Genomic DNA, 22611 nt, shown 5'->3' on the forward strand with positions numbered 1-22611 from the left:
TTGGCGACCGCCGAGCTTGGCACATTTGGATGCTTAACGGAAGCACACCTCCCAGCGATGACAGTGTACTCGGGCGGGGAACTCCGAATAGCTCGCCTTTTTATTTTTGTAGCGAATATTTTAAGTGAACAATCTTGCTATTATATTGGCTGCCATTCCATTCCGTATACGCCAGCGCTTTGCCGGAAGGGCTCCAAGAGGTGACTGCATTTTCGACATCTACCGCTAATTGAGTTGATTTGCCTGTTAACATATCGTAGACATAAATCCCTTTAACGGTTATTCCGTTTGCATCGTCCTTCTCGCTGTATGCAATCATACGCTGATCCGGCGACCATGAAACACCGCCAAGCTCCGTACCCTCTGCAATCGTTTTCGAATTCCCCCCATCCGCGTCACAAAGAATCATCACGCTTTTGGAGCCGTTGGTTTGCATGACCAGCATTTGATTCCCATCCGGCGAGGGTACTACCTTGTATACATGATCGAACTTAAATTTAGTCTTTTCCTTGGTAGCTAAGTTCAGCGCCATTAAGGATTCATCGGAATTGGTATTGTAATAAACCGTATCCTTCATTTTTTCAACAATAAACAAAGCTTCCTCACTCAAATCGGCTATTGGAGCAATGCTCCCACCCGTACTTGCCGTATAGGCGCCACCGCTGTAAGCTGCGCCGATAACCGTTTCTTCATCCGTCCATTTGGCACTGGCGGCTCCGCCAATATTATTGCCGATGATACCGAAGGATTGGAGCGTTTCCAGGTTCAATACATAATAAACAGGGTCGCCTAAATCGAATTCATGATACAGCAAATGCTTTTTATCCGAAGATAAGGCTGCACCTCCCAAAAACACATTATCCTGTTCTTTTAGCAGCTTGTATTGTTTGGTATTGATGTTGTACAAATACAGGCTTCTAGGATATGAATCCGACAATTCTGCCAGCTTCATTTTGTCTAATGACGTATTTTCTTTGGACACAATAACGGTTTCCTCATCCAGCCAATCCGTCATTTCTACCTTTTCATACGGTTCTACTTTTTCCACGGATACATTAGGGTCGCCGACTTCCTTGCCTGCATTATCAATGACCGTTATCGTTTCACCGGGCTCTTTGATGGTCACCTTGTCAACATTCTCTCCCGAGCTACAGGCTGTGACAAATACAAGCAACGCTGCAATAGACCCCTTAATCACCATTTTTGTTTTCTTCATCTTGATCGCCTCCTCGATACCTACAATATCAAGAAATTGTTCCAGAAATACAAACGGATGTTTCCAAGATGTAAACAAAAGCATCGAAATTGTTCATCATGCACTCGTCTCCACTGGATTATATGTTGGAAAAGAGATTCGGAATACAGTTCCTGCCGCATCTGTGCTTACAAGAGCGATAGAACCCCCTTGCGTTTCCGCATACTGCTTAGCTAGAGAAAGCCCAAGGCCTGCGCCGCCGTTTTCTCGGGATCTGTTTCTATCAACCGTGTAGAACGGATCAAAAATCTTGTGAACGACTTCTTCAGGAATGCCAATGCCCGTATCGGCAATTTCAATGGTAACCAGGCCATTCTTCACATCATTTTTCACAAAAATATGGCCCTGCGCTTTGTTATACTTAATGGCATTATCCATGAGATTCACAAGCACAATGGTCAAAATATCTTTGTCGGCTTCCACATAAGCCTCGGTTAAATCGGTTTCCAGTTGTATCCCGAACTTGTCCATTTTGCCTTTCAGGCTGTTCAGCACCGATTGGATAGCCGGCTGCACATCGATCTTTTCCTTATTAAATTCAAAATCATATTTTTCCAAGGAAGCGAGTTGCAACACCTTTTCAACCATTTCATAAAGCCGCTGGGTTTCACTTTGAATATTGATTTTGGCTGTTTCCAGCAGCTTCTCATCATCCGGATACATGTCAAGCAAGTCGATATAGGCTTTAATTGATGTTAACGGCGTTTTAAATTCGTGGGTGACGTTGCCAATAAACTGCTTTTGCTGCTGATCTAGCAGGGATAGCTTATGAACCGCCAGTGTTAGCTTTTCCCGTTCTTGATCCTTATCCCGCATCGTTCTCATCATTTGCTCGCTCATCTCGCGAATGCCTTTGCTTAGTTCACCGATTTCATCCTTACGCGAGAGCGTTTCTGTCTTAAAATGCCCCTCCCGAATCCTGCCCACCGATTGGTTAAGCCTGATGATGCCGCTGGCAAACGCATTAAAATAAAAATAAGCCAGAATAAAGCTGAGTAAAAATACACCCGTGCCTATATAAATAAACATCTGCTTGATCTGATTGTAAAAGGCAAGGTTTTTCGACAGCGAGTAATTGAACTGAACAACGCCCACTTGCTCATTGCCTGTTCTTAATGGAGTCATGTAAAATAACGAATCTTTAGCCGTCAAATAGGCCGTTTTATTATTTAGCGCAAAGGCTAACGTTTTTTTCATGCTGTCGGAGATCGCAGGCGATCTATCCTTATTCATGACGGTTCCTTGCTGATCATACAGCACGACCGATTGTCCGCTGATTAATTCCAACTGCCCGGCAAACTCCTTGCCTTTCGAAGCCAGGAACGTTTGAGGCACCTTATTAGACTCAGCCATAAGGGTCTGAATAAAATAGACGTTTGCAGTTGTCGCTTGCTGGGCTAAGTATTGCTCAACCTCTGCTTGTTGATTTTGCTTAATTCCCTCGAGCACCAGCAAGCTTAGGACGAATACAGTAAGAAGCAATAGCGCAGCCAAAAAAATACTGAATTTAATTTTTATGCTGATTCTCACCGTAACCTCCCAAGACTTTATATCCAATACCGTGAACGGTTTGTATCATTTCACTGATGTCTGGCCCCAGCTTTTTTCTCAGCCGCTGAACATGAATATCCACGGTACGCGTACCGCCTATATATTCCATTCCCCAGACCAAATCGAGTAGCTGCTCCCTGGTATATACCCTATCGGGGCTGGATACTAACAGAGCCAACAGATCGTATTCTTTAGGCGTCAAGTCCAGCTTCTCATCGCCTGCCCAAGCCGTACGTTTACTTATATGCAGCACGATTGCACCTAACCTAATCTCATCAAGCTCTGGCTTTTCTCCCGCAGCCTGCATTCTTCTTAGCAATGACTTTAAACGCGCAAGCAGCTCCCGCATATCAAAGGGCTTTGTGATATAATCGTCGGCTCCCAGCTCAAGTCCTAAAATTTTATTAACAATATCCTCTTTGGCAGTCAGCATAATTACTCCGATGCGACCTTTATCCTGAAGCTTCTTTAGAATGTCATAACCATCCATGCCGGGAAGCATTACATCCAAAATAATCGCATCCGGACGAAACGCATAAAACCTTTCGATAGCCAAAGCTCCATGATCAACAACCTCGACGGTATATCCTTCTCTTCTTAAGGCATATGCGATAGCATCCGCAATTTTCCGTTCATCTTCAATGACCATAATTTTTCCGTTCATCGATTCACCAACCTATTCTTACTGCTTCTATTTAGTCTACCATTCTTGGATGGAGATGGGCAGCTGGAAGGATAATTCCAATCATAAGGAGAATTACCATATTTGAGCAATATACAATAAGGGGGCTATTTTATTGATCATTAAAGCTGTTTTTGTGGATCGTGATGGAACTTTAGGTGGTCATGGTCACTTCATTCATCCTCGAGATTTTGAGTTATTCCCTACATCATTAGCAGCATTGAAGCTATTAAAAGATCATAGAATGAAAATATTTGCCCTTACTAATCAACACAACATTTCTAAGGGCTTAGCGACGGAATCAGATTTTCATAAAGAATTTGCAAGTTATGGATTTGATGCGGCATATATATGCCCCCATGAGCCCGAGGAGGGCTGTGAGTGTCATAAACCACGGCCTGGCATGCTTCAGAAAGCTGCAGCGGAGTATGAACTAGATCTGACTCATTGTGCGGTTATAGGTGACGTGGGTTCAACGGATATGCTTGCAGCTGCCGCAGTAGGAGCCAAAAGAATTCTTGTAGAGACAGGCTGGGGTAAGCCGTCTTTGGAAAAATATCGTCATACATGGTATGAGCAAGCGACACCGAATTTTGTTGCGAAGGACCTCTTAGATGCTGCGAAATGGCTAGTTGGCAGCAGCCGTAGCAATGACGATTAGTTATGATACTAACGTGTAACATTAGTTTAACCACAACATTCCCACAGGCGACTACACACGATAGGCTGCCGTTGTTGATTGAATGAACGGGCAATTATTCGCAACATTTTATTACCATTTCCGTCTAATTTCTAAGAACATTTTTGGGTATAGTTGGGGGTTGTTTGAATGATCAAAGGTAATCGGTTGTTGCGTTAACGGAAGACGATACTTCAACCCCAAAAGGGGATAGTCTGTGTTTACATAATTATTCAACAAATGCACGCTATTTAGCTTGTTTCATTGTTAATTTTGAAACACTGATTAAAGAGCCGCATGGTAAATCATCCCTGCGGCTCTTATGCTTATTTGCGGACAGACTGTAGTCATATTTCTCATCAAATACTAAGCGCTAATAAAGCTGCCATTTCCCTTTACGCAATGCTCTGTTACATTGAAGCGCTTGAGCCTTCCCCGCCGCTCGCGGCTGCCACAACAGGCTTCTTCCTAAGTCCGGTCAGCCATTTGCCCAAACGAATCGATGGCAGCTCGACAAAATAATAGCTGAGCGTACCCGCTCCGAACGAAGCGGCAAAGGCAAGTACCACGATAAACGTCTTATCCATTTCACCATTTAACAAGTGGATGAGGGACAGCAAAACGATCATATGGTACAAATACAAGCTATATGAGATTTTGCCTAGAAACAATAGCGGTCTGCGCTGCAGTTGACGGGATAAACGAGCGGACGATAGCGCAGCTATAATGAAGATCGATGCGCCAAGCGCCGTCATCCAATCCCCGCCATGGGGCATGAACATATCGTGGAAATCTTCGCCATAGCCAATCCACTTGAAGCTGTAGCAGCACAGCGCAACGATCAGAAGCAGCGCTCCCCACCAGCTGTTCAACCGAGCGAAGACCGCTCTCAGCTTGCCCTGATACTTCGCCAGAAGCGCCCCCACAATAAAGAAGGAAGCGTAATGCAGCGACACGATAAAATTAGTCATGAAGCGCGTCTCGAAAATATCCAGCATTACCGTTGCCCCTACGGATAAAGCGATTGCAAGCGGCAGGCCGATTTTCCAGCCCCCTTTAACTATCGCTAGCATAACAAAAGGAAATAATAATGAAATGCGCATCTCATGCACAAGTGTCCATAGAATGGGATCATACCTCGTCGTATTGTAATTGCCTACAAACAACAAGTGGTGAATAATCGACTTCATATCTGGCGGAGCTACCCAAAGGTTATTGTAGTAAGTCGTTAAATCCGTCAGCTTCGAAACGAAGAGAATTTCCCGCAGCGCAATCGCAATGAACAACGCAACGATAAACGGAATGTAAATCCGGCAAATCCGCTTGATAACATACTTGGTATAGTTCTGCTGGCGATCGCTGAAGAACGGCAGCGAGAGCACGAAGCCGCTAAGCAGAAAGAACATAATGACCGCTTCATGACCGCCCCAAATCGCATGCAATGGCGTATATTTCAACAAATTAAGTGGGTAATCCAGCAAGCCGAGGCCTGATGTATTTTGTACGATTGGCGTAAACACCATCAAAAAATGACCAACCATAACCGCAAGAGCGGCCAAACCTCTTAGTGAATCCAATTCCTCATAGCGCTGCACGCCGCGACTCCCCCACATTTACCGAATCTTTAAAGTAACAAAACGATTATAAGGGATAGCGGCCCGCTTTGTCCGCAACTATTTTTAGAGACGATTCGATGGCCTTACGCGCCTCCAGAGCTTCACCAATCCGAGTAAGCACAAGCATACAAGCAAGCCCGTACAGCCACCGATAAAATCAAGCAAAACATCCGTCGCATTGCCCGTCCGTTCATCCGAGCCAAGCTGATTCCACTCGTCCAGAGCTGGGATCGCAACGGCTGCCAGCAGCGTAATTGCAATTGATATCAACCAACGACCGCGACTAAGCGCGCGCAGGAACATAAACAGCATCGCGGCAAACGTGGCATATACGAAGAAATGCGCGCCTTTGCGAAAGAAAAATTCAATGAAGGAATAAGGCCGCTCGTGAGCGTTAATTACGCTCGTCCGATATTTAACCGTAACGTCCGGCAGCCATCGTACAAGCTGGTCAGCACTAAAGTGGCTGCGGAGGAAAGGCTGAATACTCTGCTGATCATACGTCTGAGAAGAAAATACGAACAAGAGCGTCAGCCATCCCGCAAACAATAGTCCCCATACAAGGGTTGAGATCCAAGTTGATGAACGATTCACTGCATCTTGCGCCTCCTGCCAAACAAACTTTTATCTCTCTATCATACTTGAAATAAAACTCGCAAACAAAATTGGAGGTTAACCTAGAGTGCAGGTCGGCTGATAAATGAGTTTCCGAAGGGATCGAGGAGTATACGAGTAAAAACAGAGATAGGATAACAAGGGCGTTAGTTCTTTTCTCTTAATGAGGGAAAGCAGTATATAAGTCCCATTTTAATATAGTCAATAAGTCTTAAGTTTGGTATTATATTTAAAAGGATTATAAATAAGGAGGTTGCCATGTCTAGTTATTTAATGTTTACCGAGCTCTCCACCCCATTCAAAATATTCGGCATCCGATTATTTAAAGACGAGGACGGACATTATTGGTACAAATTCAAAAACAATAAACGCAAACGCCTGTTTAAATAAGCATATAGTCTGCTGGCGAGCATACAAGCGATTCACAGCTCAGCTTCTTGTCGCATACTCTCTCATAACGCACACAATCATAGCAGTTCAACACGCGATCCAAAGCTTGACTCGCCCCCAAGACATCGTCAGATTGATAAGATTGGCTCATTAATAGCTTCTCAACCATCTCTTGACGCAGCAGCTCGATTTTTTGCTCCAGCTTTATTTTATGCAACGCGATATCCCTATTAATGTAACTTCTCCCCTCTCTCAACCAGAATGCAATCCACGCGGTGACGCTATCACTTCAGAACTCAGTTATTATACCGACTAGGAAACCACATGCTTACAGAATAACTGAGTAGCTGCTTCCCTTACGCCTATATCAAGCTCGGCAACGTTTGCCAAGCCTCTTCCACTTCCAAATATATATACCTATGAATAGAAAATTAAACAGCAAATACTAGCATATCAAATAAAAGAGACTTAAGTCCCTCCTATCTCCTACAGATGTATGTTTTTAGGAATACACCTCTAGATATTGTAAAGTAAAACTCGATGCTAGGGTAGGTCAATTTTTTGCAGTATAGATTTTTTAGGGTTTTAGAGTAGAAAAACAAACAAAAAAAGACAGCGTTTCGTCACATTCCGCCTATTCCTTTAGGATATTAAGGTATATTCTACTATTCGTTTAATGCAAATTCTGGTACTATAGTAGTGGTTATCAGAGTAATATAGACATTTCAAGAAGATTCAACCATTTGAAGCAAGGAGAGACTAACATTGCAAAATAAAATGTTCAAACGCAGCTTTTTGCTGCTAATGATCCTGTTACTGGCGCTAGGCCATGCTTTTACCGCTATGGCCGCTACAACGGTGGACATTGTATCCACAGTTAACCAGCAGAACGGTTCAAAAGATGTTGTTCTAAAAAGTGTCATTGATGTCGAAAAAGAGGATTATGCATACCTAATGGGTGGTAAAACGATCGAATTTACACTCGTCGATGCCAATAATACGATTGTCGCCCCATCCATCAAGAAACAAATTGAAGATCATAAAGTTAGTGTTATTGATTCTACATACTCCATTCCGTTTACAGACCTTGCCTTTGAAGGCTTGAAGCCTGGTACGGCCTACAAACTCAAAGCCGCCTTCCATAGTGAGACTCGACCGCTTCAATGGGAGCAAACGGTTAATATCTTGCCAACCGCATATACCTTCAAGGTTGAACGTACGGCAAAAGAAGGCGGAAATGCTACTCTCGTTACGAACGCAACCATTCGTACAGATGACAAGAACATTACTGTTACAGTACTTGATGAATATGGCAAACCAGCCGTGGGCAAGTCCGTCAGCATGGTTTATTACAATTACCTAAGCAGCATTAAGCTGACTACAAATGAAGACGGACAAATCGTGCTGAATGGCCAAGGCGGAGTTCCTATACATAACAGCTGGAATCCCGTGTTGTTTCTTCAGGTAGATGAGAACCTGCCTTCTTATACGGTTGAAACCCTCTACGTTCAAGATATTCTCGAAAGTCGTTATAAGAACTACAGGGCTGTCGAGCTGCAATATCGGGACAAAGATAGCAGACTGCTCTCAGGAGTCATGAATACTTCCTATGAGTATGGTCAAGGCAACATCGATTCCTTTAAAACAGCTGGCGTTGTCGTCTACTTAACCAATGGCAGCTTGGGCACACTCAAATCAACCATTAAGTCACCAATCAGCAATGAAACTTATCTTTATGAACTGAGCGCTGAAGAGCTTGCGCCTACATTAGATGGGCAGCCTAAACAATTAATTCTGAATGCAGCGGAATATAGCAAAGTCTCTTTTCAATATAAATGGGATGATCAGCCTGTCCATGTGAAGTCTCTCGCACTGAATAATAACAGCGGCAGCAGACAAGTTTTCCGGGATGAGAACGCAAAGCTGGCAAATGTAGAAACACTATATATGGCAAAAGGAAAGACTTTTCAATTTGCAGCTGAGCTTGAGCTGCCAAATGGAGATAAAGCGGTTGTAAGCAATGTCATCAACACGATACAACCAAGCCTTACCTTCTCTGACAACCTTAGCTCTAGTCGTTTCTCGGCCATTAGCATCGATGCGGACTACAGAAATTCCAAAGAAGACGCTGCTCTTCTTGTCTCGTATGTTAATAACAGATACAACTATTATCAGCTCTCCACCCAACTTGCAGTGGATAAGCGTGTTTTTGTAGAAACGAATAAAACCATTTACAAAATGAATGCTACGATTAATGCTGCAGGGGATCAAGCTATAATTGCCTCTGATTTTCTTCCAATAAAGAGCAGCTATACTTTTAAATCCGGCAAATCAGTAGTTACTACCGTCGAGGTTGGCGTAGAAAAGCTAGGTCGGTTAGAACAAAGAAATGAGCTGATTTTGGGAGAATCCTTAAGCCTGCAGGCCAAATACAAAGATGAGAATGGTCAAGCTCTTGATATTAACAGCTCTAGTAAAATAGTCATTAATAAAGACAATGAACTCTATTCTGACAATAACTACTTATACAGTTCTTACAGTAGTAAGAGCGAGATTTTAGATCAATACTACTATTACGATTTCCTTGCAACAGAAGTTGGCAATTATACAATAAAGTTTTTGCAAAAAAATGATAAAAACGAATGGGCAGAACAAAGCAGCTCCAGCTTCACTGTCGCTCCCAAACGTGAATTTGATGTCGAAATTCGTGATCAAAACGGCAATCTTATTGATCTCGTCAATAAGCCTTATATCACCAACGTTAACTCTAAACAATTAAAATTCACGGTCAGAGAGCATATTACCGGACAGACGGGCGCTCCAGTCGCAGGCGTTACTCTACTAGAATATAATGAAATGACTTTACGTTCCGATGCCAATGGACAAATAACACTGGCTAATGATTATCTAAATGGGCATAATCAGTTCACATTCAGTAAGTCGGGGTATTTGAACAAAAGCATACATTTATATGGAATTGATCCAAAGACTGAAGCTATTGTCAGAGTTTCTGGACTTGATAAACCTGAATCCAGTGATCAATTGAATGTTCCTGGTGGCATACCTATGCAAAATGCCTCCGTGTATGCCACTATTCAAGCAGGCACTACAACGTCATGGCAGCAGGGCTCTGCGTACTATAATGATACCGTGAGTTATATGATTGTCCCTTCACCTTCTAAAGTGAAAATCGATTTTATTCGCAGCAATAATTGGTATAACAATAGCAGCAGCTCGCCTTTTGGCTATTACATGATAGGTAATGTAAACACAGAGCCCGGCAAGGATTACAACCTAGTATTGGATGCACGGCAGCCTTTGCAGCAAGTATCTACCGTTAATGTGAGCGAAAGAGTAAGTCAGGTTTCCATTATCCATAAAGACCTTACTAGTATTGGTGCATACGACAGTAATACTATTCTTTCTGGCAATCGTGAAGACCAAAACAAATTTTACGCAACAAAGGGCATTTACAATGTGCTCGCAAGAACAATAGAAGGAAACCTCATTTACTTGGAAAATATTGAATTAAGCCAAGATGTGAATTCACTGGATATCCCTAGCAACTCCAATTCGCTTGCTACCATTAAAATGGTTGGAGATGCCTACATTAATTCCATCACATACGTGACAGATAACCATTCTCAGCTGCGTAGTTATACTAATAATTACCAAAGCGAGCTTGTTAACGTAACACCAGGAAACATTTGGGTTTCTTTAAGCGCCTTTGACGGTTCAAAGCAATATTATTATGAAATGCTATTGACCAAGGAAGAGCTTAAGGCGGGCCAGCAAACCGATATTACTTTGTCACCGTTGAAAGGGATCGACATTTTAAATCTAGATTCATCTGGCAAGCTTACGCTCCCTCCTGACAGAAAATTAATACAGCTAGGACTTGTCAATGAACATGGCGATAGCATTACTCAATATGCGACGCCTAAACTGCTCGTGTTCAACAAATACTGGAACATTGGGTCTCAGGATATTTTACCCGAGAACGTTAAAGTAACTATTAAGGATGGTAAAGGGAATGTTATTGAAGAAAGAGATGAACTCTACTATTTCCCTGGATATTTCTATGTGGAGCGAGGCGGGGATTATACAGTAACAGCAACGCTGACTCTAGATGGAAATACGTATACACTGGATAAAAAAATTAAAGTCGTGATTTCAGGCGAGGAAAATACTGATCCTGGCACTGGCCCTGGAACAACTCCAAGTACGACACCAAGTCCAACGCCTTCCCCAACCCCTGCACCAGGCACAGGCACGGGCACGGGTCCGGTAACTGGCGGCGGCGTCCCTACTCCAACTCCAACAGCTGCTGCGGCTGACAAAGGCCTGCAAGAGCTATTGGAGAACAGTAACTCAGACAAAGAGAAAGCTGACAAAGCAGCAGATCTCATTAACGGCGTGCTAGCTGCAGTGAAAGAGATCAAAGATGCGAAAGAAGCCGAGAAGTCTGTACAAAATGTATCGTCAACGCTTGCGGCCGCTTCCAAGCTGCTTGATTCTATGAAAACCGCAGATGAGAAGGCAAAGATTACTGCCTCCATTACGCAAATGGTAAACAACACAAAATATGCATTCGAGCAAATTGAAGATGGGCCGAAAGCGATTGAACTTGCAAAATCCATTATCAAAGACACAACAGCAGTATTGCAAAGCCTAGGCAGTACAGATGCTGCTCAATTAAATGAATTAAAAGATTCCCTTGTTTTGCTTAGCAAACAAGCAGTCGAGAAAGCAGCTTCCATAACACTTGATAGCAAGAATATTAAAGTTGAAGGCAATGCCTTAATGACTACACTTGACGCACAACAAATTGCTCAACAGCTGGAAACAACAAAAGCAGCTTTGAGTGAAACCGTGAAAGAGTTAAGTGCAGCAGTTGGAGCGGATAAAGCTGCTAGCATTAACCCAGTTATTACGATTCATATTCCAAAACAAAGCGAGAATGTAACAAAACTGGCAGCGGACTTACCTTCCGAGATCTATCAGGCTGTTCAAGCCAGCGGTCTTGCAGGCTTGAAGCTTAGCATGGGCAATATTGGCTTTACCGTTGAGCCAGATACCTTCGGCAGCGTGACTAGCGGCCAAACAATCACGCTTGCAGCGGAGACGGTCCATAATCTAACCGTTACGGCGCCAGCTTCTGCAGCACAAGTTGCGAACATTCCGGTAATGGAATTCCAAGCAACCATAGACGGTAAGAAGGTTGAGGCATTCCAAAAACCGATGCCAGTGACCTTTGACGTGTCAGCTATCGATACTTCCAAATACACGGAGGCTGATCTAGCTAACCTTACTGTATATCTGTTGAATGAAAAAACATTGACATGGGAGCCGGTAGGCGGACTTTATGATCCGGTAACGAAGACCGTAAACGTCAAACGTGGTCATTTCAGCAAATACACCGTAATGAAATCAACGGTAAGCTTCAAGGATATTGCAGCTACACACTGGGCGGCTACAGCCGTTAACACCCTTCTTGCGAAAGGTGTGCTTGATCAAACGACATCATTTGGCCCAAGCTTAAAAGTAACACGTGAGCAGTTTGCGGCTTGGCTCGTTCGCTCTTACGGTCTGGATGGTACTGGCCTTAGCCTGCCATTTACAGATGTAGCAAAGAACAGCGAATATTATGATGAAATTGCTGTTGCATATCAGCAAGGCCTAATTCAAGGAAAAACAGCAACAACATTCGAGCCAAAAGCTGAGATTACACGCCAAGAAATTGCTACGCTTCTCTCAAGAGCATTAGAAGCCTACAATAGCAAGAAACTAGCAGCAACGACTAGCGATAATCAGCTGAAAGGCTTTAAGGACGCTTCCACTATTGCCGTATGGGCCAAAGATGGCGTTGCTCTTCTTAAGCAGCAGAACCTAATTACAGGCTACGAGGACGGTACCTACAAGCCAAAACAAACAACAACTAAAGCCGAAGCGGCTGCGCTCATTTACCGCATATATAGCGGCCAATAGACGAAATCGAACAAAAAAAGGGAGAGTAGAGAAGTCATTATGACTTCCTGCTCTCCCTTTTACTTTATGGAATTAGGCCATGCTCTCTGCCAAAGCTCTTCCATCAGCAAGCGCTTTTTGGAACGCCTCGCGATAAGTAGCGATAATATCGGTCTTGAATCCGTTCGATGTCAGCTTGCTCGTTGTTTCGGACATGATCGTCTCGAACTTCGCCGAGCAATTGTTCACCTCTTGAATGCCTTTTTCCTTCAGCTTCACTTTATCCGCGTCGCCAGCAAGTATATATTTCGCATAAACATCCATCAATGTTACTGTACAGCTCTTTTCCAACGCTGCAAGCTTGGATTCTGCTTCAGCCGTAATTTGCTCATACGTTAGCGTTACTGTACCGCCGCCGGTACCTCCTGTATTGCCTCCACCCGCATTTCCTGTGCCGCCGCCTGTTCCTGGAAGAACAACGCCGCCACCGCCCTGCTCCGCCCGGTAAGCTGCTGATTCCCCGCTCACCGTCTTCGTCACAGCATCGTAACCGATTTGCGTGCCCACTGACTCCGACAAGAAACGGATTGGCGCATAGATGGAGCCTTTGTAGCCATAGAGAGATTGTCCAGCCGGCAGAACCGCCGCTTTCCCGTCGAATACGAGCTTAGCCTTTACAGGCTGAATCGTGATCTCAACGCTTGCCTGAGGCTTCTGTGTCCCAGAAGTTGCGGACTGTAGGTGCTTCTTAAGCGCCTCCAACTCCTTCTCCGTTGGCTCTGATACTGTTGCTGTCGCGCCATCCCAATTCACAGTCTTTTGAAGTGCGTAGGAGATATAACGAATAGGTACATAAGTACGACCTTCATAGATAAAAGCATATTGACCATCCGGCAGCTTAAGCGACTGCCCGTCAAACTTAAGTTGAACCGGTTGGGTCTTAGTCTTAATCGTTGTCGTTGCTGCTGAAGCAGCAGCCGTCCATAAAGAAGAAAGCATCATCATGGCTAGAAAAACAGATAATACAGGTGACTTTTTCATAAATCCTCCTTGAAATTGTAGGACTGATTACTTAATCGAATCTGCAATAACAGCCAGTGCATCGGCTCTGGCCTGAGCCTTCGCGCTCTCGTATTGCGAGCTCCAATCAGGGAAGGCTTGATCCCCTAGGTCGGCGGCCTTATACTCACTCTTGGCATTGCTTATTAATTCATTAAACTTGGCATCACAATCTGACTCCGCAGAAAAAACCTTATTCAGGTATTTGCTCTGAATATCCGCAAGCGTAGCATCCTTATTACTGCTCAATTCTCCTGCGATCTGCTTCACCAGACTATTACTTGTTGCTTGGCAGGAAGATTTCAGACTGCCCAGCTTGGCCGTGACTGAAGCATCAATCTTTTTCTTCTTCCGGGACTTTTCTTCCGAATTGGTAGATTCACCCTTGGAATTATCGTCCTTGTCTACGTTATCAGACGTAGGTCCTGGTGTCAAAGTTGCAATCGGGCTAGGAGTGGCATTCCCCGGCTGAGTAGAAGGCACTATCTCTGGAGTCTGCGTAGGTTCATTAATCATAGACGCTTCTGGTTCCACATCGGGAGATGGTGTGGGAGACGACGATGACGATGAAGAAACGATTCCCGTATTCCCCTCCGCGGTTTCCTCCAATTGCCCATTTAACTCTTCTACCTGATTGATCTTGGAAAATAAGCTCATACTGCCATAAATAACGATTCCAATAATTACGAGTGCGCCTGCTAAAATAAAAAGATACTTATTTCGATTTTTCATCGTGTTGGTTTCATAAGGGCTATTGCTCGAGCAATGGCCACCTATGATTCTCCTTTTTAGATTAGAATAAAAAAACAAGCTGACGCCTGAGACGAATACGGCGTCAGCTTACATTTATAACGTTTTAAGGACAGTAAAGGTTACGCCTGTTTCCCATATAAACCATGGCGGGTGGCACGATATTGGGTAGCGCGCTAGCAGTCTTCTCACAGATAAGCCCCTTTAGCTTTGCATAACCATTTTTCTATGGTATTGCCTTTGTCGTATGGTTTACGCTATTTTGTTACTGGCATAGTAACAAAATTGTTGGATGACGTATAGAAGGTTAAGTTTGAAATAGTATGATAATAGCCTACTATGCCTGACTTATTCGAATTTGAATTTTTATACCATCCGAAAGAATTACAAATACTTTTTTAACATGCAGGAAGTACTATACTACAATACTTTTTCCCATTACTAAATCAATAAGTTTAAAATAGATATAATATATATTCACTTATACAGCTTAATATTTGGGAACAGATTTTTACTATAGGCATTCAAAAAAAACACAGAAAACCAAAAAATCATATCTTCCAAACTTAGTATTCGTCCATAACTTTGAATTAAATTAGGGAACATACTTAACATTATTAGTGAAAAAAACATTTCAATATCTGTTGTATTTTTTCCTTTTAAAAGTAACCTCACACTTCTGAATGCGGCTGTTACAATTATCAACATTAAAATAGAACCAAAAATAATACCGTTTTCTGAAAACCACGCTAATGCACCGATTTCAGATACCGCTCTCCCTGTATAATCTCCTATTCTTTCAGAGAAAGATGCACCTGCACCAAATAAAGGATTTCGCAAAATATACTCCCAGTGATATTGCCATAATTCTAATCTTCCATTTGTTATATCAGAAGAGTAATTAACGTTACTTCCCATAATAAAGACCAAGATATTTTCTCTAAAAAATAAAGTAAATACTACAAAAAAACTAATCAAAATCATTTTATATATTATTTTTATATTAAATAGAATAACAATAAAAAAAGGTAATAAAGTAATAACTACATGAGCTCTAGTAGAGGTCGATAAAACAATCAATGTCATTATCAATGATAAGATGATATAATATTTTATTTTGTATTTTCTAAAAGCTAAGATTGCTATAGTTGGATACAAAGTGAAAATTCCTGTGACATTCCATAGTGTCACCTCGCCTCTGGATTGCCTCGAAAATTCAAATGGTAAAAAACCATATCTGTTAGGAAACATCAAAGCTAATAGTATACCTGCAAACAAAAAAACAGTTAATATGTTTGCAATTTTTTTCAAGTTTATAATCTCATCATTATCATCTAATTTATACATTGTTAAAGCTAGAGAGGCGACTAGTGAAAAAGTTAAAAAATTGTACACATAAGTTACAAGATTAGTAAATAAGCCTTGTGTATATAATCCTGATACTAATAAAATACACATGGCTACCGTGAATTTGTAATCAAGCACTATTTTATTTACATATATCAACAAAATTATTAATGATATTAGCACTAAATATGCAGGGACTATAAAAAACTTATCACTAATTATATTATGATTCAAACCCGCTTTTCCTGAATGCAATGCTGAGAACGGGTTTGCAGTAAGAAAAAAATTTAATATCATCATCGATACAAACGCAAAATATAGCTTAAAAAAAGTATTCATCTTTTCCCTTAGTATGTTGTCGTTTTTTATATTCATACTGCCCGCCTGTTAAATAAATTATTAATTTTTCATAAACTATACAAATTGAATTCTTAATAAAAAATCACCCTACAGACTCCAATACCTATAACCTAATTTATGAACTAGTGTCTTATCCAATATACTTTTCACATCAATAATTACTTTTTCATCATAAGAACAACTCCTGAACAAACCATTAATTTCATGCATGGTCATTCTTCTAAATTCATTATGTGCTACAGCAAATACTAAACAATCTATATCTGATAACTCATGTAAATCTGATAGTTCTACTCCATATTCAAACTTTGCATCTTCAGCATTAGCCTGCGGATCAACAATAAGTGGATCTATACCATACTCCTTAAGACGAATAATGATATCCTCCACCTTAGAGTTTCGAGTATCGGGACAGTTTTCTTTGAAAGTAATTCCAAATATAACAACTTTTGATTGCTTAACAACTTTATTTGCCAAAACAAGATTCTTTATTATATTATCTGCGATAAACTGACCCATACCATCATTTATCTTTCTACCTGATAATATGATTTGTGAATGGTAACCCAATTTTTCAGCTTCATATACAAAATAATATGGGTCCACGCCAATACAATGTCCTCCAACTAATCCTGGATAAAAACTAAGTGCATTCCACTTAGTATTCATCGCTTCTATAACCTCGTTAGTGTCAATCCCCATACGATCAAACACCATAGCAAGTTCATTCATAAATGCAATATTAATGTCACGTTGACTGTTCTCTACAACTTTTGCTGCTTCCGCTACTTTAATTGAGCTAGCCCTATGTACTCCTACCTCAATAACAAGTTCATATACACTTGAAATATCATTAAGACTCTCTATATCTATACCAGCCACTATTTTTTTGATATTCTCTAATCTATGTTCTTTATCACCTGGATTAATTCTTTCTGGTGAGTAGCCTACTTTAAAATCCACTCCACATTTCATACCTGATTCTTTTTCAAGAATGGGAATACAAACGTCTTCAGTAACGCCAGGATATACCGTTGACTCATAAACTACTATTGAACCCCTTGATAAATTCTTCCCAATTAAAGTACTAGCAACTTCTACAGGTGCTAAATCTGGTGTTTTATCTGGATTTATAGGAGTTGGTACTGCAACTATCAGGAACTTCGCTTCACTAAGCTTTTTTTCATCTGATGTAAACTCAATATCTGTTTGTTTAATAACATCATTTCCCACTTCGTTTGTAGGATCGATTCCACTTTTATAGAGATTTATTTTATCAACATTTAGATCAAAACCAATTACAGTAACCTTTTTTGCAAAAGCTACAGCAAGAGGCATACCTACGTATCCTAATCCAATTATAGCCACTTTTTCGGATCTGTTAATTATTCCATCAGAAAGTGTCATAATATTTTCCTCCTAAATTACTAAAAACTAAATACTTTTAGTATCATTCAAATTTCAAAACTCTGCATTCACATAGAAAAATTTTTAATTTCATTCCTCTTAAAGTTATTCAATAGAATATTTAAGTCTTTGCAATAAGCTCGAAAATTTCAATTAAACTTTACTTAGGAATTAATCGTAAATAATTCAGTGTTACACAGCTTTGTGTCTAAAACTTTTAACTATTAAATTTATTTTAAAAACCATTGATAATCCAATTAACGATACTAAATTAAAAATAATACAAATCCAAATATCATTTTTGAATAATACATTTATACTAGATACAGCTACCAGAGCAAACATCCCGATTATTGTGTATCTATATTTATCAATACTCTTGTAATACTTTTGACCAAATAGTGTTTTAAATATTAACATTATAATTGCTGCCGATGCCGACGACATAGCAGCGCCTTCTAAACTATACAATGGAATGAATATGTAACATGCTATTATATTAGATACTACGCTAAAACTATAAATAGCTAAATTAATATTACTCTTTTTTTCAATAGCAATGCCTACACCCGTTGTTTCTGCAATTGTGTAACAAACAGGAGAGATAAGTAAAAACGGAAAAAAAGCAGTCATAACTCTATATTTTTCTCCTAATAATAATACAATAATATCCTGAAACGAAATGATTAATACCGCAGAAAAAACCATAGCGAATACTATTAACTCATGCATTTTTTTAATTTTTTCGGCTTTATTCTTATAGTTTTTATAAACATAGGGTCCCCAAAAAACACCGAGACCAGATTGTAGCAAAGTGATAATACCTGCTAAAGTTACTGCTGTTGTATATATCCCCAAATTGCTAATATCATCTAAACTTCTTAATAAATACTGAGGCAAATCGTTATTAAGCAACGACATTACACTTATCGGCATAAATGGGATACTATAAAGAAACACTTTCTTCGAGAGATTTTTTCTTATTGAGATTTTAAAATTAAGATTTTTCTTGTTCCCTACTAAAGTAATAATCAAACAAAATAGACTTACCAAAAACATAATCAGAATTGCGGTTAAATGGTGAGCATCATAAAGCGCAGCAACTAAATAAGACAATTTTATTACACTTGATGAGCATATTACAGTTATTGTATAGAGAAACACATTATTTTTCATACGGTGTAACATACTCAAATAACGTATAACGACTGCATTTAAAGCACAAATAAATAAGAAATAAATTAAATTCTCGTTGCCTTCCTTATTTAAAATCCAAAATGATATATTTCCCCTAAACGGAATTGCAATTAACGTAATTGCAATTAATGCAAGAATACTCATTGCCATACACACTGAAAGCAAGTTTTTCCTATCATTTTCAGTCTCATTTTCATTAAAAAATCTTATATAACCTTGGTCAAGACCAAGGCATGCAAACCATGCGATTAGAGTGAAAATTGCGTAAAATAAATTAATACTAGCAAGTTGGCTAGGGTCAAACAAACGAGTTGAAATCGGTAATGAAATAAAATTAAGCGCTGCACTTATCCAACTCGCTGCTGAAAACCCTAAAATAATTTTTAGTAATCCCTGTTTCTTAATTATACTATTCAACTTACTCCACCTTACTTTTAATATAGATTAACATAACCTCACCTTTTGTATTTATAATATTTATTTAAACATTCAACCTATTAAAATCTATTAAGTATCTTTCCAAAACTTTTTTCAACTGTTCATCGTTATGGCCTCCTGTAACGTTATTCTTGGCAAGACCAGAATCTGATGAACCACGTGTTGAAAACATCTCAGAATATATTCCATGTACCTTTACTGTTTTAGTTCCTTTCAATATACCCATACATTTCAACCAAATATCATCGGCATTTAAACACAATTCCTGTATTGCTTGGATATTAAATACTTCATGATATAGACAATTAGGTGGGTACAATACGCCTCCGCAACCAGTTGCCATTAGTAAATAATCCTTATCAGTATATCCTCTTGCACCATGATCCCAATCTACGTACTTACTTACTTGACCATTCATAAAAGTAATTTTATGAGCTCTATAACAAGTAATGCTTTCTGGATATTCTATATGCTTTGCATACAATTCTGCTATCATGTTCTCTGGATAAAAAATATCATCATCCACAGTTATTATTATATCGTTATTGAACTCTTGCATAGCATAATAATACTTTTTATGAGACCTTAAATCTTCACAGAAGCGGATTTCAAGACCTCTACTTTCCATTTTTTGAATTCTTGTGTCTATGTCATCGAAATACGGAAATTGCGATCTCGCAAGCCATAGGATTATTCGATCAGGCTTTTTTGATTGCCTCAATAATGATTCAAGTACCATCCATAATGTGTTCATTCTTGGAGGAAATGAAGTTAATGTTACTATTATTTTGGGGTTACTTTGCTTCTCAATACAATCAATTATACCATTCTCATTAGCAGGAAAATATTTATAATATAAGGGAACAATAAAACGAACTAGCTCGAGTATAACCCTATACGTAAATTTCTTTAACAGCTTAAAATTTATTTTTTCAAAGATAGACTGTACTTCATAAAAAATCTTTAACATGCTTATCTCCTTTGAATTTTCTTTCTCAAGAATCTAATACATTATCCGCTTTAAAATTACTAAATACACTTAAATATTTTTGTTTGATTTCAATTGTTTTTGTTTTTATTTGAATATATTTATTAAGATTTATTACTAAAGCCTCATATTGTATATCGTCCATATCTACTAACTTCTGAATTACAAATATAAAATCTTGCTTTTTTGACAAGGATAAAGCCCACCCTGCATTAGCTTCATTTACATCTGTCCATGGAGTATTATTACTAATTACAATAGGACAACCTGATAACATCGCTTCTACAATAGAGTGTCCATAATTTTCAGATAAAGTTGGAAGTATCATAGCATCGTTCTCAGAGTATAATCGATGAATATCTTCTCTTTCAGCTATGCCACAGTAATTCACATTTATATTACGTGGCAATTCATTAATTATCTTATTGCAACTTTCCCAATAATTTGACTGCTCTATAGGACCATAAATATTAAAAGTAACATCACCTTTGATTTCATTCAAACATTGCAATGCGAAATTCAGGTTTTTATGTGAATGTATTCTAGCTATATATATTAACTTTAGACATCCTTCTATTTTTTTATTTTTTTCAACTAAATTCATTGGTAATGATGGTAAGTTTTCAAGCAAAAAAATTTTATTTGAGTTTATATTTAGCACGGTTTTTATTTGTTCACTTTCAACTTCAGTAGTAGCCTGAAATAAAGTATTTTTATTGAGCAATATCTTTTTCATAAAAAATAGATATATAGTCTTTTTAATTCTTTTTTGATTGAGCGCACTTGGAAAAAATTCTCCTCTAGGAGCTACTAAAACATTTCTTTTTTTCATTTTTGTTAAGAGTAATATTGGAATAACAAATTTAGCATTAAAAAAACTATTCAAATAAATAACGTCTGGATTAATACTATTAACAGTATTATTAATTTTATTATAATTAAAATCTTTATCTGCATAATACATAACTCTAGATTTTCCAACTATATTCCAATTTTCCTGTATATTGCGATAGGGAATATTTTCTTTAAAATCGTGATTAGTTGTTACTATATATATTTCAAAATCATCTCCGCACAAATTAACAAAATTATTAATACTAACTACCGGGCCTCCATATCTTTTACCTGGTAAATATCCACTTGTAAATATCATTATTTTTTTCATTCTGAGTACTCCCGCAACTATTTTCCCCATATAGTAATATTCACAATCTTCGTATAACTTTGAATTAACTTTACAATCTTAACTGACACGTTAGTATCCACATAATTATCCGCAATCAATGTCACTTCTTTGTTCTCATACATTGATACACAGAGTTCTACTCCTTGCTCTATGTCCTCGCTGGTTATACCCCCTATTACAATACTAGCTTTATCTAAAACCTCGGGCCTTTCTGTAGAAGTTCTTATCAGTACACCTGGGAATCCGAGAATAGCTGATTCTTCTGATAAAGTACCACTATCTGATAGCACAGTATAGGCATTCATTTGCAAATGATTATAATCGATGAAACCAAATGGATTAACACTTCTGACTAGCGAATGGAATTTAAACTTATTTTTTTCAATTATCTTTTTTGATCGTGGATGCATGGAATATATAACAGGCATTTGGTACTTTTCTGCAATATTGTTAACAGCACTCATAAGTGATATGAAGTTTTCCTCTATATCAATATTTTCCTCCCTATGAGCTGATAACAATATATATTTCCTTTTTTCTAAATTTAGTTGTTCAATAATTCGGCTAGATTTTATCTTATGCATATGTTTATTCAGTACTTCTGTCATTGGAGACCCTGTAACAAATATATCCTTACCATCGATACCCTCTGATATCAAGTATCGTCTACTATGCTCAGTATATGGTAAGTTAATATCAGCAATATGATCTACAATCTTCCTGTTAATCATTTCAGATACATTCCAATCCCAGCAACGATTTCCCGCTTCCATATGAAATATAGGAATCTTTAATCTTTTTGCAGAAATTGCACACAACGCTGAGTTAGTATCTCCCAGTATTAAAAGCGCATCAGGCTTTTCCAGATTCAAAATATCAAATGATTTTGCAATAATATTCCCCATTGTCTCACCTAAATGCGCTCCAACAACATTCAAATAATGGTCTGGTTCCCGAAGTTCAAGATCATTAAAAAAGATTTGATTTAGATTGTAGTCCCAGTTTTGCCCAGTATGAACTAACACATGATTAAAATATTTATCACAAGCTTTTATTACTTCTGATAATCTAATTATTTCAGGTCTTGTTCCTACAACAGTCATCAACTTTAATTTAGTCACTTT

The 22611-nt window shown here is 39.1% G+C and carries 17 protein-coding genes and 1 riboswitch; of the genes, 3 read left to right on the forward strand and 14 right to left on the reverse strand.

Going from position 1 to position 22611, the window contains the following annotated elements:
- Positions 1–100: 100 nt before the first annotated feature.
- The 3 genes from E0496_RS13380 to E0496_RS13390 all read right to left on the reverse strand — a co-directional run bounded on the left by E0496_RS13380 (position 101) and on the right by E0496_RS13390 (position 3470).
- Entirely contained in the window at positions 101–1216 is a 1116-nt protein-coding gene (locus E0496_RS13380; RefSeq protein WP_141502194.1) for a hypothetical protein, read from the reverse strand.
- Positions 1217–1312: 96 nt separating this feature from the next.
- Positions 1313–2785: a sensor histidine kinase gene (locus E0496_RS13385; protein ID WP_141502195.1), complete on the reverse strand. Its 1473-nt coding sequence runs from the start codon at positions 2783–2785 to the stop codon at positions 1313–1315.
- Positions 2763–3470, reverse strand: coding sequence for a response regulator transcription factor (locus E0496_RS13390; RefSeq protein ID WP_141502196.1), 708 nt, complete (start codon positions 3468–3470; stop codon positions 2763–2765). Before E0496_RS13390 ends, E0496_RS13385 begins: the two co-directional genes overlap by 23 nt.
- Before the next feature lie 133 nt (positions 3471–3603).
- Between E0496_RS13390 and E0496_RS13395 the strand changes: the two genes are divergently transcribed.
- The gene (locus E0496_RS13395) at positions 3604–4149 is read left to right on the forward strand and encodes an HAD-IIIA family hydrolase (RefSeq protein WP_241674789.1); all 546 of its coding nucleotides are present in this window, start codon (positions 3604–3606) and stop codon (positions 4147–4149) included.
- Positions 4150–4577: 428 nt separating this feature from the next.
- On the opposite strand, the gene E0496_RS13400 is transcribed toward E0496_RS13395, so the two are convergent.
- Together E0496_RS13400 and E0496_RS13405 are read right to left on the reverse strand one after the other, a co-directional pair.
- Complete coding sequence (locus E0496_RS13400) at positions 4578–5744, reverse strand: acyltransferase family protein (RefSeq protein WP_206669769.1); 1167 nt, start codon at positions 5742–5744, stop codon at positions 4578–4580.
- Positions 5745–5846: 102 nt separating this feature from the next.
- Positions 5847–6377: a VanZ family protein gene (locus E0496_RS13405; RefSeq protein WP_141502199.1), complete on the reverse strand. Its 531-nt coding sequence runs from the start codon at positions 6375–6377 to the stop codon at positions 5847–5849.
- Between the two features lie 279 nt (positions 6378–6656).
- Between E0496_RS13405 and E0496_RS36870 the strand changes: the two genes are divergently transcribed.
- Positions 6657–6788 carry a hypothetical protein gene (locus E0496_RS36870; RefSeq protein WP_277755850.1) on the forward strand — a complete coding sequence of 44 codons (132 nt, stop codon included), beginning with the start codon at positions 6657–6659 and terminating at the stop codon, positions 6786–6788.
- Here E0496_RS36870 and E0496_RS13410 read toward each other — a convergent pair.
- On the reverse strand, positions 6781–7005 hold the full coding sequence (locus E0496_RS13410; protein WP_141502200.1) for an aspartyl-phosphate phosphatase Spo0E family protein: 225 nt from the start codon (positions 7003–7005) through the stop codon (positions 6781–6783). The two genes, E0496_RS36870 and E0496_RS13410, sit on opposite strands and share 8 nt — an antisense overlap.
- 548 nt (positions 7006–7553) lie before the next feature.
- Here E0496_RS13410 and E0496_RS13415 point away from each other — a divergent pair.
- Positions 7554–12776 carry an S-layer homology domain-containing protein gene (locus tag E0496_RS13415; RefSeq protein ID WP_141502201.1) on the forward strand — a complete coding sequence of 1741 codons (5223 nt, stop codon included), beginning with the start codon at positions 7554–7556 and terminating at the stop codon, positions 12774–12776.
- 72 nt (positions 12777–12848) lie between these two features.
- On the opposite strand, the gene E0496_RS13420 is transcribed toward E0496_RS13415, so the two are convergent.
- The 8 genes from E0496_RS13420 to wecB form a co-directional block, all read right to left on the reverse strand.
- Entirely contained in the window at positions 12849–13796 is a 948-nt protein-coding gene (locus tag E0496_RS13420; protein WP_141502202.1) for a copper amine oxidase N-terminal domain-containing protein, read from the reverse strand.
- Between the two features lie 27 nt (positions 13797–13823).
- Complete coding sequence (locus tag E0496_RS13425; protein ID WP_141502203.1) at positions 13824–14546, reverse strand: hypothetical protein; 723 nt, start codon at positions 14544–14546, stop codon at positions 13824–13826.
- Between the two features lie 182 nt (positions 14547–14728).
- A riboswitch (cyclic di-GMP riboswitch) is annotated at positions 14729–14813 on the reverse strand.
- A 228-nt stretch (positions 14814–15041) separates the two neighbouring features.
- On the reverse strand, positions 15042–16286 hold the full coding sequence (locus tag E0496_RS13430; RefSeq protein ID WP_141502204.1) for an O-antigen ligase family protein: 1245 nt from the start codon (positions 16284–16286) through the stop codon (positions 15042–15044).
- A gap of 72 nt (positions 16287–16358) precedes the next feature.
- A complete protein-coding gene (locus E0496_RS13435; protein WP_141502206.1) occupies positions 16359–17678 on the reverse strand; it encodes a nucleotide sugar dehydrogenase in 1320 nt (439 codons plus the stop codon).
- A 192-nt stretch (positions 17679–17870) separates the two neighbouring features.
- Positions 17871–19292, reverse strand: coding sequence for a lipopolysaccharide biosynthesis protein (locus E0496_RS13440; RefSeq protein ID WP_161601405.1), 1422 nt, complete (start codon positions 19290–19292; stop codon positions 17871–17873).
- A gap of 64 nt (positions 19293–19356) precedes the next feature.
- Complete coding sequence (locus tag E0496_RS13445) at positions 19357–20283, reverse strand: glycosyltransferase (protein WP_141502210.1); 927 nt, start codon at positions 20281–20283, stop codon at positions 19357–19359.
- Between the two features lie 25 nt (positions 20284–20308).
- Positions 20309–21466, reverse strand: a complete 1158-nt coding sequence (locus E0496_RS13450) for a glycosyltransferase (RefSeq protein ID WP_161601406.1) — start codon at positions 21464–21466, stop codon at positions 20309–20311.
- 17 nt (positions 21467–21483) lie between these two features.
- Positions 21484–22608, reverse strand: coding sequence for a non-hydrolyzing UDP-N-acetylglucosamine 2-epimerase (gene wecB / locus E0496_RS13455; RefSeq protein WP_141502212.1), 1125 nt, complete (start codon positions 22606–22608; stop codon positions 21484–21486).
- Between the last annotated feature and the right edge of the window lie 3 nt (positions 22609–22611).

It is taken from the genome of Paenibacillus luteus, from assembly GCF_006542765.1.
Classification (GTDB): Bacteria; Bacillota; Bacilli; order Paenibacillales; family Paenibacillaceae; genus Pristimantibacillus; species Pristimantibacillus luteus.

Excerpts from the sequence above, each read along its gene's own strand:
- E0496_RS13380 (WP_141502194.1), bottom strand. The coding sequence starts at position 1,216 with ATGAAGAAAACAAAAATGGTGATTAAGGGGTCTATTGCAGCGTTGCTT.
- E0496_RS13390 (WP_141502196.1), bottom strand. The coding sequence starts at position 3,470 with ATGAACGGAAAAATTATGGTCATTGAAGATGAACGGAAAATTGCGGAT.
- E0496_RS36870 (WP_277755850.1), top strand. The coding sequence starts at position 6,657 with ATGTCTAGTTATTTAATGTTTACCGAGCTCTCCACCCCATTCAAAATA.
- E0496_RS13420 (WP_141502202.1), bottom strand. The coding sequence starts at position 13,796 with ATGAAAAAGTCACCTGTATTATCTGTTTTTCTAGCCATGATGATGCTT.
- E0496_RS13425 (WP_141502203.1), bottom strand. The coding sequence starts at position 14,546 with ATGAAAAATCGAAATAAGTATCTTTTTATTTTAGCAGGCGCACTCGTA.
- E0496_RS13430 (WP_141502204.1), bottom strand. The coding sequence starts at position 16,286 with ATGAATATAAAAAACGACAACATACTAAGGGAAAAGATGAATACTTTT.
- E0496_RS13435 (WP_141502206.1), bottom strand. The coding sequence starts at position 17,678 with ATGACACTTTCTGATGGAATAATTAACAGATCCGAAAAAGTGGCTATA.
- E0496_RS13445 (WP_141502210.1), bottom strand. The coding sequence starts at position 20,283 with ATGTTAAAGATTTTTTATGAAGTACAGTCTATCTTTGAAAAAATAAAT.
- E0496_RS13450 (WP_161601406.1), bottom strand. The coding sequence starts at position 21,466 with ATGAAAAAAATAATGATATTTACAAGTGGATATTTACCAGGTAAAAGA.